We start from the raw sequence: 12,485 nt of genomic DNA on the forward strand, positions 1-12,485 counted from the left end.
GAGTCAGGCGGTTGCCTGATAGGCGGCGAGGTAGTCCGCGAACCGCTCACGGACCCCTTCCGATGTCAGACCGTACTCGGCCAGGTCGTAGTCGTGTGCACCACGCGAGCCGGGTTTGTGTCCTTCGGCCCACTGCTTCACCGCGTCCGAGGTGGCCTCGGTGAAGCTCAGGCCCAGGTGCTTGTAGCCGGCTTGCACCGTCCGCACCGGATCGGATTGCAAGTCGGCGAAGGAGACGTCAGCGAAGCGGTCGTCGCCCATCCGGGCACGGAAATCCATGGCCCGCCGGACGGCTTCGACCCAACTGTCGACCTGCTCGGTGCCCAGCTCGTTGGGATCGTTGCGGTCGCTGCTCCAGCTGCGGACATACTGGATGAGGCTGCACACCGAGCCCATTACCTTGGCCGGATCACGATGGCTCCACAGGAATCTAGCGTTCGGGTAGGCCTCGACGAGCGCATCGAGGGCGAACATGTGCACCGGGGTCTTCAGATGCCAGAGCGTCGGCGGGCAGTGCCATTGCAACAGCCGCAGGACCCGTCGGTGAAAGGTGTACGTCTCGCGCATGTCGCAGTCCATCAGCCACGCCAGATATCCGGGGGCACGAACGGCGCCGTCAAAGTGAAAGGTGCGGAAGCTCATTCCCATCAGATCCTGGCATTCAGTCGCGGCCGTCGCTTCGGAGTTGTGCATTGTCTTCATCAACGGGAACATGTCGTCGAGCATCTTCAGGCCCGCTTCAGCCTGGTCGATCCGCGGGTCGGTGTGTTGGGTGGCGGCCTCCGGCGGCGGTGTTGGGGCTTGGGATTCCCACATCCGCAGCGAGCGGAATTGCGGATCGGCGGCCACGAGTTGGCTCAATGCCGTGGTGCCTGTGCGGGGTAGCCCGATCACGAAGACGGGGCCGCCGACCTCCTCGTGGTCGATCTCGGGATGCTGTCGGTAGGCGTCCTCGATCTTGAGGCGCTGAATCAGCGCATTGCTGATGGTCGCGTGCTGGATGACCTGGCCGATCTCGTTGAGATCCGCCTCGGTGTTCAGCGCTTCGACGATGCGATCGAGTCCCTCGCGGTAGTACGAGGACCCGAAGTCGTCGAGACCGGTTGCCGCACTGGCGCCGCTCTCCAATTCGTCGGCATTGAACGACATCAGGCGAACCTTTCGCGTACGGCGTTGCGGCGCGCCGCAATGACAGCCGCCCGCTGCTCGGCGGTGACCGTCGCGGTGTCCGAGGGCAGCTGGGCATGAACCTTGTCGAATGGCACGACGCGCGTCGACGGGGTCGGCGCCGTTTTCGTTCGCACACAGCGCAGGATGATGGGCCCATTGCTGAAGCCCGCGGTGTCAAGCCAATTCGCGACGCCGGGGTCCTGCGCGCACACCACCACTCGCACCAGGCCGTCGGAATCCACCACCGCCTGATGGGCATTGAGGCTGGACTGATGGCGCCCGTAATGAATGGTTTCCCACCACGGGTTGCCGATCGAGAAGCTCCAGTAAATCCCTTCGGGCGGTTCGGATTCCACGATCAGCGCCTCGCCGGGACGTAGCTCCCACCGACCGATCAGCGGCCGGTTCTCCGCGGCCGCACCTATATCGGTGCGGTCGATCGGCGGCAGGAACCCGTTCGTCGGCGCCGCGGCGCCGAATTGCAGAAAAAACGCCAGATTGTCCTGGACAAAGTCGCCAAGAGCGACCAACTGCCGCGACATTGCCACGGCTGGATCGATCGAACGGCCTTGCGTGCCAGCCGCATCGCCGAGCCGCTCAACGCGCAGCGACGATGCCACTTCGGTGTCCCAATCGTAGAAGAAGTGGCGCACCGTCAACGTCGGGTGATCGCCTTCCAGCCGCATCCAATTGCCAGCCTGCTCGGAGGACGACAGCATTACCTCGAAATTCCCGTCGGCATCCACCTCGAGCTCGTCGACCAGTTCGTTTGCCGTTGAGGCGATGCCGTTCATCGTCTGCAACCCGACGTAGCGTGCGGTGCCTCGATTGCCGAACAGCCGGTAACTTTCCCCGCCGCGCAGTACGGCACGGGTGTAAATGCAGTCTGGACACTCCATTCCCCACGTCACGAGGTCGTCGGTGCTGGTGGCCTGAACACACAGGATTGGATCGATGTCGAACCGCAGCACCTCATCGATCCCCGCGGTGAGTAGCACCAACAGATGCCGCATGCCCGCGGCGAGATCGATGTGATTTCGGTTAGCCGGGTCCGATCCGACGAGCTGCGCTGCGTCACGCAGCCGTTCCTGCAAGTACGACCATGCCTGGGAAAGGTCCGCGTCGTCGCCAGATCCCGTCAGCGCTGCTTCGGCGATCGAGAACGGTAGCCAGGCCATCGGGTTCTTCGGATCGCCCATGCGTCTCCCCGTTCCGGTCGCAGCTGCAGGTTGCGTTAAACGAAAACGATGTTTTCATTTAACACAACCCGACTATGCAGCCGATTGCAGTGAATGTCAACGTCCGCGAGTAGTAGGTTGAGACCGTGACGCCCACCTTCGCCGACCTCGCCAAGGCGCAATACATCCTGCTGACCACCTTCACCAAGGACGGCCGAGCCAAGCCGACCCCAATCTGGACGGCCGTGGATACCGAGCGCGGCGACCGGCTGCTGGTGATCACCCAGGAAACCTCCTGGAAGGTCAAGCGGATTCGCAATACGCCCCGCGTCACGATGGCGACTTGCACCATGCGCGGTCGCCCGACGAGCGAGGCGGTCGAGGGCACCGCGGCCCTGCTTGCCAAGTCCGACACGGGCGCCGTCTACGACGCGATCGGTAAGCGCTACGGCATCGTGGGCACGGTCTTCAACTTCTTCAGCAAGCTGCGCGGCGGCATGGAAAACAACATCGGCCTCGAACTCCGAGTGGCGCAAGGCTAGAGCTTGGCCGGGAGGGCGCTTGATGAGTACGGTGCTGATTCCGATTCCCGACCGTGACTTCGACCCGACCGAGGTCGCGGTCAGCTGGCGGGTATTGACCGACCACGGTCACCGCGTGATCTTTACGACCGAAAGCGGCACCCCCGGCACGGCCGACGACATCATGGTGACCGGTCGTGGCCTGGACTTCTGGTCTGCACTGCCGATATTGGGCTCTGTGTCGCTTATCGGAATGGTGTTGCGCGCCAACAAGAATGGCCGCGACGCTTACGCCGCCATGGTCAGTTCGCAGGAGTATCAGTATCCCGTCAGCTGGAGTCAAGCCACGCTGGACGGCGCAGATGCGCTACTGCTGCCAGGCGGTCATCGCGCCCGCGGAATGCGCAGCTACATCGACAGCAAGATCCTGCAGCGCCTGGTGATCGACGCGTTTGCCCGCGAAATCATCGTCGGCGCGATTTGTCACGGTGTGCTGCTGGCCGCGCGCAGCGTCGATCCAGGAACCGGACGCTCGGTGCTCTACGGACGCAAGACGACGTCGCTCACCTGGGCCATGGAGCGCCTGGCCTGGCGGCTCACCCGAATCACCCGATTCTGGGATCGCGACTACTACCGGACCTACACCGAGCAGCCCGGCGAGCCCGGCGGCTATATGTCGGTGCAGTCGGAAGTCACTCGGGCGCTTGAACAACCGACGGATTTCTGCGATGTCGCGCGCGGCACGCCGCACTGGCGCCTCAAGTCCTCCGGGATGGCGCGAGACACAGCGACCGACTCACGGCCCGCATTCGTCGTCGACGACGGCAACTACGTCTCGGCGCGCTGGCCCGGTGACACGCACACCTTCGCCGGCTTCGTGTCGGAGAAGCTGAAATATGCAGGACCGCAGTAGGATTCGACCCCTCGTAGCGGCTCGCCGAAGAATGCGAAGACAGGTGGGCGAGGCTACTTCGCGCGCCGCGGCGACAAGCTCCGGATGTGTTGCGAATAAAGATGATTACCCAATTCCTTGGGCTATCCCCACGTGGGCTTAGCTCGCCTGTGATTGGACTTGTCGTTCGAAGACAAGTGCACTGCGTGGACGCCCGGCTTCTTGGACAGCTGCTCCAAAACACCCTCAAGGTGCGCGTCGTCAGTGTGCCAGTGCTGCACTGACTCAGGCTGCTGCGATAGTTCGGCGAGGACACGCTTGAGTTTGTCCGCGGTCTTGCTCTCCTTGCCCGGCGGGGAACCGCCCACTCGACGGGTCGCTCCGGCTATCGCGCGGGGACCTGCACCGCCCAGGGCGCCTCCGGCCAGGCTTGCCAGGGCCATCTGGCCATAGAGTCCTCCCGCGGTATCCATGACCACTGGTGTGGCAACCGTGCTGGTGCCCTGCAAGACGCTGGCGGCCAGTCTGATGACTGGAGTGGCCGCGGCCCAGCTCGGCGGGACCGATAGGGCTCCTGCCAAACCCGCGCTGCCGACACTCGCCGATACCGCAGCCCCGCCCGCGGTTCCCAATGCCTGCGTGCCCGAACCAAGCCCCGTGGCCAGCAATCCGGCCTCGTTGCTGAGTGTTGTTGCAACATCGTTGGTGTGCCGTGCCGTTATCACCAAGCCCATGGCCAGACTGAGCGCTGTGTCGTTGAACGGGCGGATACTTTTGGTGACGAACTCGATGTTTGCGGCGAGCATCGCCAAAGGGGACGAATTCAGGGCGCTCAACGAAGTCGACAATGACGATAGCGACGACGTCGGGGTAGCCGCCGCGGGCGCTGCGAGGCTCTGCAGCGCTTGCGGAGTCGCCGGACATCGCCTGTGACAACGTCGATTGCGCGTTCGCCGGCGCTGTGCCGGTGGCTTGGGCGAGCGCAGCGGACTGGTCGGCTGTCCCGGCGGGGTTGGTGGTTCGCGGCGGCTGGCTGAATGGCGTTACCTGCGCGGCGGTCGCCGAGGAACCGGCATAGCCGTACATTGCGGCGGCGTCTTGGGCCCACATCTCGGTGTACTGGGCATTGGTGGCCATGATCGCCGGGGTGTTTTGCCCGAAAATGTTGGTCGCGATCAGGGCCGTCAACTGTGCACGGTTGGCGGCAACAACTGGCGGCGGCACCGTTGCGACGAACGCGGCCTCGTAGGCGGCTGCCGCCGCCCTTGCCTGGTTAGCGGTTTGCTCGGATTGCGCGGCTGCCGCGGTCATCCACGCCATGTAAGGCGTGATGGCGGCTGCCATCATGGCCGACGATGGACCAAGCCATGCGCTCGTCAAGTTAGAGACTGTCGACTCGTAAGACGCCGCCGCGGAGTGCAGCTGGGCAGCTAATCCATCCCAGCCCGCTGCGGCGGCCAGCATCGGGCCCGCACCGGGGCCGGCATACATCCGACCGGAGTTAACCTCCGGTGGCAACATTCCGAAATCCATTGCTAGACGGTGTAACTAAACCGCGCGCCACGCGTCGGTGATCGCATCGAGTGACGTCTCAATCGCGGGCGCCGCGGGGCGGCCCAAAAAACATAGCAACATGGCGCTATTGTAAGCAGCGAATATTTCTATAGGCAACTATCGACTATGTCACCATTTGCGCCGGCACAGTCCGCCGTCACACTCATCGCTGCAATAGGCGCTGCGACCACTCATTTTGAGGGCAAGCAGCGGTCGGCTCGAACGTTGACATCTTTGCGCTCAAGACATCGGGCGTCGCTGCGACGTATAAGAACTCTGGGTAAGGCCCCCGCGTTGTCGCTTCCTAGCGCATGTGCTCACCGAAGAACGAGAAGACGCGGCTCCAGGCGTCCTCGGTCGCGGCGTCGTCGTAACCAAAACCCGCGATGCGAAGCAGTGGTTGGGCGGGAAGGGCATTCGCGAAGCTGTGCCCGACGCCCGGATAGACCTTGACGTCATTGGTGATCTGCTTGGCCGCAATCACTTCGCGCAACTTCTCGGGTGCGCCCTTGCCCAGCGGGTCGCGCGCGCCGAAGCTCGCCACGATCGGGCACGCCCCCTCCAGCGTCTCGTTCAAGTGGCGCGGCAGGGGAGCGCCGTAGAACGGAGCGGAGGCTCCAAAACCTTTGGGCGACATAATGAGTGCAAATTGTCCGCCCATGCAGAAGCCGGCGATCCCCACGTTTCCGGAACAGTCCGGCCTGCCCAGCAAGTGATCGCGCGCAGCAAGAATGTCGTCGAGAGCACGGCCACGCTGTGTCATCAGCTCACGCATGACTCGGGTGATGCAACGCATGCGCCCGCCCCGCGCATACATGTTCGGAGTCAGCGCCGCATAGCCTGCCTGCGCGATGCGGTCGTTGACCTGCTGCTTGTCCCGGCCATAGCCGAAGGCGTCGTGGATCACCACCACACCCGGCCAGGGGCCTGCGCCGGGCGGAAGGCTCAGCAGTGCATCGATCGGTCCGTCCGGGGTGTCGATCTCAATCGTGGTCATATCGTCATCTAACTGCAGCCGCGATCCCGATCACTAGGGGAACTGGGGAGCAACTCGCCGACGTTGACATCGCATGGTGAGCCGGTTGTTACTCGTGTACGCGGTCGTCGAGTTGGCGGCGATCTTCGCGCTGCTATGGGCGGTGGGCTGGGGCTGGACCCTGCTGGCTCTGCTGGGCACCTTCATCCTCGGATGGGGCCTGCTGGCCCCGATGGCGGGGTCGCAGCTGATTCGCGACATCGGGCAGATGCGCTCCGGTCTCAAAGAACCGCGCAGCACGCTGGGTGACGGCGCGCTGGTCACCGTGGCGACGGGGCTTGTCCTGGTTCCCGGATTGGTCACCACGGTTTTGGGTGCGTTGCTGCTGCTTCCGCCGGTGCGTGCCGCCGCGGGTCCGGGATTGACCGGGATCGCACTGCGGAGTCTGCACCGCCGCGCATCGCTGGTCAGCTACACGACGACCTTCGCCGACTCCCGTCCCACCTCCGCGGGCGATGGCCGTGACTACATCGACGGCGAGGTCGTCGATGTACATGATGTCGAGCCGCCCGTGCTGTCGCAGGACGACCACTGGGGCGGGCCCCGTTACGCCGCGGGCCCGAACTGATTGCCCTCGGCGCTGCTCCACGTAGTTTTGCGGTGTGAGCCCGATTCCCACAACGCTGCTGCTGAATGGCCGGGTGCACAGCCCCACCCATCCCGACGCGACCGCCATGGCGGTGCGCGGTGAGGTCGTCGCGTGGCTCGGCAGCGATGACGTCGGACGCAAGCAGTTTCCGGAGGCCGAGGTGATAGACCTCGACGGTGGTTTCGTGGCCCCGGGATTCGTGGACAGCCACATCCATGTGACGGCGACCGGCCTCACGCTGAGCGGCCTGGACTTACGCGGGGCCACCTCGCGGTCACAGTGCGTGCAAATGGTCGCCGACTACGCCGCCGCCCACCCCGGCCAGGCCATCTGGGGGCACGGGTGGGATGAGTCGTCGTGGCCCGAGAACAGCCCGCCGTCCACCGCCGACCTCGACGCGATGCTCGGCGACCGGCCGGCCTACCTGGCGCGCGTCGACGTTCACTCCGCACTGGCCTCGACCGGGCTGCGCAGGCTGGTTCCCGACCTCGCGTCGGCACGCGGTTTCGCTGCGGATCGGCCGGTCACCGGCGACGCACACCACCTGGTCCGGGCCGTCGCTCGCGGCCTGCTCACCGCCGCACAGCTGGCTGAAGCCAGATCCGCCGCGCTTGGGGCCGCCGCCGCGGCCGGCATCGTCGCGGTACACGAATGCGCCGGTCCCGAGATCGGCGGCCTCGACGATTGGCTGCAGCTGCGTGCCCTCGATCACGGCGTCGAAGTGATCGGCTACTGGGGTGAAGCAGTGACCACCGCCGAACAGGCTCGCGCCCTGATGATCGAGACGGGGGCGCGCGGGCTGGCCGGTGACCTGTTCATCGACGGTGCCCTCGGATCGCACACCGCCTGGCTGCACGAGCCCTACACCGATGCGCCGGACCGCTGCGGCACCTGCTATCTCGACGCCGACATCGTCGAAGCGCACGTACGAGCCTGCAGCCAGGCGCAGGTGACGGCCGGGTTTCATGTCATCGGCGACGCCGCGGTCTCGGCTGCGGTGGACGCGTTCGAACGCGTGGTCGCTGATCTCGGGGTGGTCGCGGTCGCCCGCTGCGGGCACCGGCTGGAACACCTCGAGATGGTGACCGCCGATCAAGCCGCCAAGCTGGGCGCGTGGGGCATCATCGCCAGCGTGCAGCCCAACTTTGATGCGCTCTGGGGTGGTCGCGACGGCATGTACGCCGACCGACTCGGCGCCCAACGAGGCAGCCGGCTCAACCCGCTGGCGCTGTTAGCATCCCAAGGCGTGCCCCTCGCGCTAGGTTCCGACGCCCCGGTGACGGGGTTTAATCCGTGGGAGAGCGTGCGCGCCGCGGTCCATCACCGCACTCCGGGCAGTGGGGTGTCGGCGCGGGCTGCGTTCGCCGGTGCGACCCGCGGCGGCTGGCGCGCCTGCGGTGTCCGAGACGAGAACATGGGCGCCCTGGTGCCCGGCGCTCCCGCCTCCTACGCCGTGTGGGACGCCGGCGACCTCGATGTCCACGCTCCCGACGACAGCGTCCAGCGGTGGTCCACCGACCCGCGTTCCCGGGTGCCCGCGTTGCCCCGGGTGGGTCCGACCGACGACTTGCCGCGGTGCCGGCGCACCGTCCACCGAGGTGCAGTGATCCATGGCTTGGCAGTGGTTCGGCCGAGACAGGCGGCCCGCCGAGGCCAGCGAATGCGACCCGGTGCAGGAGACTCCCGAAGACGCCGAGGCGCCAGACACCGTCGACGCGGACGCGCTCGAGGACGAGGTCGAGGCCGAGCCGGTGGAAGAAGACGTCTCGGGATCGCATGCGGCCGAAGACCACACCGCGAGCGAGCCCGACGGGCCGGGCTTGGCCGCACGGCTGGCCGCCGCGTCAGGCCACGCGATAGCGAGTCTGGGCACCGGGGCGATCGCGCGGCTCCCCGCGATCGGGGCGGCGATGCTGCCCCGGCTGTCGCGGTTGGTGGCCACGATCGCCGGCGGACTGCTGCTGTGTGCCAGCTTCCCCTCGGTGAACTGGTGGTGGGCCGCCGTCGTCGCCGCCGCGCTGCTGGCGGGGGTGCTCAAACATCCCGCCACGACACTGGCCGGTGGCTTCGGCTACGGATTCCTATTCGGGCTGGCGTTCTACCTGCCACTGCTGCCGTGGATCAGCCTGCTGGTGGGCGCCGTACCGTGGCTCGCGCTGGGCACGATGTGCGCGCTGTTCCCCGGCCTATTCGGTTTTTTCGCGATCGTGGTGCGCCGACTGCCCGGCTGGCCCATCTGGTTCGCATTGGTGTGGGCAGGCCAGGAGTGGCTGAAGTCGGTCTTCCCGTTCGGCGGTTTTCCGTGGGGTGCGGTGGCTTACGGCCAGGCTGAAGGGCCTCTGCTGCCGTTGGTCCAGCTCGGCGGGGTGGCGCTGCTGTCAGTGGGCGTCATGCTGCTGGGTTTCAGCGCGACCGCCATTGCGCTGGAGATCGCCAAGTGGTGGCGCACCGGTAGCCGGGTGGGTGCCGCCGCTCCGGCCGAGGCAGCCGAGGATGCCGCACCACCGCCGCCCGCTGTAGTGCTTCCCGGTGTCTGCATCTGTCTGGTGCTGTTCGCCGCGGTCATTGCCTGGCCGCAGGTGCGGCATTCCGGTGCCGGTTCCGGTGGCGACCCGACGGTGACTGTTGCGGCCGTACAAGGCAATGTGCCCCGGCTCGGTCTCGGCTTCAACGAGCAACGTCGAGCGGTACTGGACAACCACGTCGCCGAGACGCTGCGGTTGGCCGAGGACGTGCGGGCCGGGGCGGCCCCGCAACCTCAGTTCGTCATCTGGCCGGAGGACTCCTCCGACATCGATCCCTTCGTCAACGCCGACGCCGCCCAACGGATCGCGGAGGCAGCGCACGCGATCAACGCGCCGATCCTGATCGGCTCGGTCCTCGCGGTGCCTGGCCGCGACAAAGAGCCCGTCGAATACACCAATACCGCAATCGTGTGGAATCCGGTCTCCGGGCCGGCCGACCGCCACGACAAGGAGATCGTCCAGCCATTCGGCGAATACCTGCCCATGCCGTGGCTTTTCAAACAGCTGTCGGGCTATGCCGGCCTGGCCGGCAATTTCGTCCCCGGTAAAGGCAGCGACGTCGTGCACATCGGCGGAGTACCGGTCGGCGTCGCCACCTGCTGGGAGGTCATCTTCGACCGGGTGCCGCGAAAGGCCGTCCTCAACGGCGCCCAGCTGCTCGCGGTGCCCGCCAACAACGCCACCTTCAACAAGCGCATGAGCGAGCAACAGCTGGCGTTCGCCAAGGTGCGGGCGGTCGAGCACGACCGATACGTCGTGGTCGCCGGCACGACCGGGATCAGTGCGGTGATCGCGCCCGACGGCGGTGAGCTGGTGCGCACCGACTTCTTCCAACCCGCCTACCTGGACATCCAGGTGCGCCTTAAGACGAAGCTGACGCCGGCAACCCAATGGTCGCCGATCGTGCAGTGGGTTCTGCTTGCGGCGGCCGGAGCGGTCATCCTGGCCGGAATACGGCACAATAGGAGCTTCCCGCGTTCGTTTCGGCACAGGTCCAGGCCGTCGGCTGAATCGGCGGACGGCGGGGTGGCCGCGGAGGAACCCCGGTCCGACGAGGAAGCCCCGACGACCGCGCACGACGCTCCGCCGGACACCGCCGGTGACTACACTCCGCTTCACCAAAAGGGCGGGCCACAACCGCGTTATCTCGGGCGACACAGAGGAGATAAATGACCACCGGCGAGCAGGCGACCCGAACCCCGGGCAATCGTCCTAGCCAGCGTGTCCTGGTTATCATTCCGACCTTCAACGAGCTGGAGAACTTGCCGCTGATCCATCGGCGGCTGACGGACGCCTGCCCCGATGTGCACGTGCTGATCGTGGACGATGGCAGCCCGGACGGGACCGGTCAGCTTGCCGACGAGTTGGCCGCGGCCGACGGCGGGCGTACGCATGTCATGCACCGCACGGCCAAGGACGGCCTGGGCGCCGCCTACCTCGCGGGTTTCGCCTGGGGTTTGAGTCGGGAGTACTCGGTCCTCGTCGAGATGGACGCCGACGGCAGTCATGCGCCCGAGCAGCTGCGCCGTCTGCTGGATGCCGTCGACTCGGGAGCCGATCTGGTCATCGGTTCGCGCTACGTCGACGGGGGAGCGGTGCGCAACTGGCCGAAGCGGCGCTGGGCGCTGTCCTGGACGGCCAACACCTACGCGCGACTGGCGCTCGATATCGACATCCATGACATCACCGCCGGCTACCGCGCCTATCGCCGCGAGGTTCTCGAGGCGATTGATCTCGACGGTGTGGACTCCAAGGGCTATTGCTTCCAGATCGATCTGACCCGTCGCACGCTGGACAACGGGTTCATAGTCGCCGAAGTGCCGATCACCTTCACCGAGCGCGAACTAGGCGTCTCCAAAATGAGCGGATCCAACATTCGCGAGGCGCTGGTCAAGGTCGCGAAATGGGGTGTCGAGAGCCGTAGGAGCGGCTCCCGGGCTTCCCGCGCTACCAACCGGACGTAGCGCCCGGAAGCCGGTCAGCCGCGCCGTTTCGTCCTGATCAGTTCGAGGCGCTCCTTGAGTAGCTCTTCGAGCTCTTCGACGGTGCGACGCTCCAGCAGCATGTCCCAGTGCGTGCGCGGCGGCTTGACCTTCTTCGGCTCGGGCAGGTCACCCTCGATCAGGGTGCCTTCCATGCCGTTGCGGCACAGCCAGGTGCCGGGAATGTCAGCGTCGTCGGCGAACGGAACTTCGAACTCCTCGCCGTTCTCGCTGCGGTACTTCGCGAGCTGACGCGGCGCCAGGTCATGGTTACGGTCGGTCTCATAGCTCACGGCTCCGAGGCGACTGCCCCTCAACACACGATCAGCCATGGCTGCTACTCCTCTTAAATCATTTGAGCTGTTAGCTCCGGTGACGCGATTCTATTCGCATAGCAAACGTTAGGACGTTCTGCGTAGTTCCCGAGTCGACACGCGGCGTACGCGACTCGACCGTCAATGATACCGGGATCGCAGAGAGGGGCGGACTAAAGTCGGCAGGCGTGAGCCGCCGTTCCCACCCACAGCCATGCCGTTGGTGCGGTCGAGACGTTACCGAAGTCGGGATGGGTCGACGCCGTCAATACTGTCGGCAGTCTTGCCGGCAGCGGGCCTACGAGCAGCGGGCTTCGATCAACCGGGGTGAAACGACCGCGCTGCCGGCCGATGCTGTGGTGCTGTCGGCTGACGACGCGTCCGACCTGTCAGATCGCGTTTACCAGGTCCGATGCGCAGCGGAGGACGTCGCCACGGCGCTCGACGAAGGTGCCGAAGCAACCGAATTGCGCGAACTGTGCGAGACGCTGCTCCGTGCCGCCCAGGCAGCCGACGGCTGGCGTCGAGCGGTCGTCTGACCGCGCCAGTCGGTGCCGCGCCACACTGCCCGGCTCCGATGGAAATCCCACCGCCAGGTACCCGACCACTACCGATGGTTAGCCGGGTACAGTCGCGCCATGGACGGGGTGCTACGCGTATGGCGCGGTCAGCGGGACCGCAGCGGCACCGGGCGCGCCGCAATCCCATTGGACACGGCGTTCCA

The 12,485-nt window shown here is 66.0% G+C and carries 10 protein-coding genes and 2 pseudogenes; 7 read left to right on the forward strand and 5 right to left on the reverse strand.

All coding sequences use genetic code 11. The annotated features are described in order from the left end of the window. Window positions 1–3: 3 nt before the first annotated feature. Both H7K34_RS02770 and H7K34_RS02775 read right to left on the reverse strand, forming a co-directional pair. Complete coding sequence (locus H7K34_RS02770; protein ID WP_264059689.1) at window positions 4–1,149, reverse strand: sulfotransferase family protein; 1,146 nt, start codon at window positions 1,147–1,149, stop codon at window positions 4–6. Then, the gene (locus tag H7K34_RS02775) at window positions 1,149–2,369 is read right to left on the reverse strand and encodes a hypothetical protein (RefSeq protein ID WP_264059690.1); all 1,221 of its coding nucleotides are present in this window, start codon (window positions 2,367–2,369) and stop codon (window positions 1,149–1,151) included. The genes H7K34_RS02770 and H7K34_RS02775 overlap by 1 nt, the downstream gene beginning before the upstream one ends. Before the next feature lie 125 nt (window positions 2,370–2,494). On the opposite strand from H7K34_RS02775, the gene H7K34_RS02780 reads away from it, so the two are divergent. Continuing rightward, window positions 2,495–2,890, forward strand: a complete 396-nt coding sequence (locus tag H7K34_RS02780; protein WP_264059691.1) for a PPOX class F420-dependent oxidoreductase — start codon at window positions 2,495–2,497, stop codon at window positions 2,888–2,890. Between the two features lie 22 nt (window positions 2,891–2,912). Then, entirely contained in the window at window positions 2,913–3,782 is an 870-nt protein-coding gene (locus tag H7K34_RS02785) for a type 1 glutamine amidotransferase domain-containing protein (protein ID WP_264059692.1), read from the forward strand. Window positions 3,783–3,904: 122 nt separating this feature from the next. On the opposite strand, the pseudogene H7K34_RS02790 reads toward H7K34_RS02785, so the two are convergent. After that, a pseudogene (locus H7K34_RS02790) lies at window positions 3,905–5,294 on the reverse strand (PPE family protein). A gap of 325 nt (window positions 5,295–5,619) precedes the next feature. Beyond that, a complete protein-coding gene (locus tag H7K34_RS02795; protein WP_264059694.1) occupies window positions 5,620–6,312 on the reverse strand; it encodes a dienelactone hydrolase family protein in 693 nt (230 codons plus the stop codon). A 73-nt stretch (window positions 6,313–6,385) separates the two neighbouring features. Here H7K34_RS02795 and H7K34_RS02800 point away from each other — a divergent pair, with 73 nt between their 5' ends. The 4 genes and pseudogenes from H7K34_RS02800 to H7K34_RS26850 all read left to right on the forward strand — a co-directional run bounded on the left by H7K34_RS02800 (window position 6,386) and on the right by H7K34_RS26850 (window position 11,429). Then, on the forward strand, window positions 6,386–6,919 hold the full coding sequence (locus tag H7K34_RS02800; RefSeq protein WP_264059696.1) for an FxsA family protein: 534 nt from the start codon (window positions 6,386–6,388) through the stop codon (window positions 6,917–6,919). A gap of 34 nt (window positions 6,920–6,953) precedes the next feature. Beyond that, a pseudogene (locus H7K34_RS02805) lies at window positions 6,954–8,555 on the forward strand (amidohydrolase); the annotation flags it as partial. Then, window positions 8,551–10,638 carry an apolipoprotein N-acyltransferase gene (gene lnt, locus H7K34_RS02810; RefSeq protein WP_372510672.1) on the forward strand — a complete coding sequence of 696 codons (2,088 nt, stop codon included), beginning with the start codon at window positions 8,551–8,553 and terminating at the stop codon, window positions 10,636–10,638. The pseudogene H7K34_RS02805 and the gene lnt, both read left to right, overlap by 5 nt. After that, on the forward strand, window positions 10,635–11,429 hold the full coding sequence (locus H7K34_RS26850) for a polyprenol monophosphomannose synthase (protein WP_372510673.1): 795 nt from the start codon (window positions 10,635–10,637) through the stop codon (window positions 11,427–11,429). Before lnt ends, H7K34_RS26850 begins: the two co-directional genes overlap by 4 nt. A 14-nt stretch (window positions 11,430–11,443) precedes the next feature. Here H7K34_RS26850 and H7K34_RS02815 read toward each other — a convergent pair whose 3' ends face one another. Then, window positions 11,444–11,779: an RNA polymerase-binding protein RbpA gene (locus H7K34_RS02815; protein WP_264059697.1), complete on the reverse strand. Its 336-nt coding sequence runs from the start codon at window positions 11,777–11,779 to the stop codon at window positions 11,444–11,446. Between the two features lie 170 nt (window positions 11,780–11,949). Here H7K34_RS02815 and H7K34_RS02820 point away from each other — a divergent pair, with 170 nt between their 5' ends. Next, the gene (locus H7K34_RS02820) at window positions 11,950–12,300 is read left to right on the forward strand and encodes a hypothetical protein (RefSeq protein WP_264059698.1); all 351 of its coding nucleotides are present in this window, start codon (window positions 11,950–11,952) and stop codon (window positions 12,298–12,300) included. Window positions 12,301–12,485: the final 185 nt, after the last annotated feature.

Source organism: Mycobacterium montefiorense, from assembly GCF_025823255.1.
Lineage (GTDB): Bacteria > Actinomycetota > Actinomycetes > Mycobacteriales > Mycobacteriaceae > Mycobacterium > Mycobacterium montefiorense.

Coding starts and splice junctions, on each gene's coding strand:
- H7K34_RS02770 (WP_264059689.1), bottom strand. CDS start 1,149: ATGTCGTTCAATGCCGACGAATTGGAGAGCGGCGCCAGTGCGGCAACC.
- H7K34_RS02775 (WP_264059690.1), bottom strand. CDS start 2,369: ATGGGCGATCCGAAGAACCCGATGGCCTGGCTACCGTTCTCGATCGCC.
- H7K34_RS02785 (WP_264059692.1), top strand. CDS start 2,913: ATGAGTACGGTGCTGATTCCGATTCCCGACCGTGACTTCGACCCGACC.
- H7K34_RS02795 (WP_264059694.1), bottom strand. CDS start 6,312: ATGACCACGATTGAGATCGACACCCCGGACGGACCGATCGATGCACTG.
- H7K34_RS02800 (WP_264059696.1), top strand. CDS start 6,386: ATGGTGAGCCGGTTGTTACTCGTGTACGCGGTCGTCGAGTTGGCGGCG.
- lnt (WP_372510672.1), top strand. CDS start 8,551: ATGGCTTGGCAGTGGTTCGGCCGAGACAGGCGGCCCGCCGAGGCCAGC.
- H7K34_RS26850 (WP_372510673.1), top strand. CDS start 10,635: ATGACCACCGGCGAGCAGGCGACCCGAACCCCGGGCAATCGTCCTAGC.
- H7K34_RS02815 (WP_264059697.1), bottom strand. CDS start 11,779: ATGGCTGATCGTGTGTTGAGGGGCAGTCGCCTCGGAGCCGTGAGCTAT.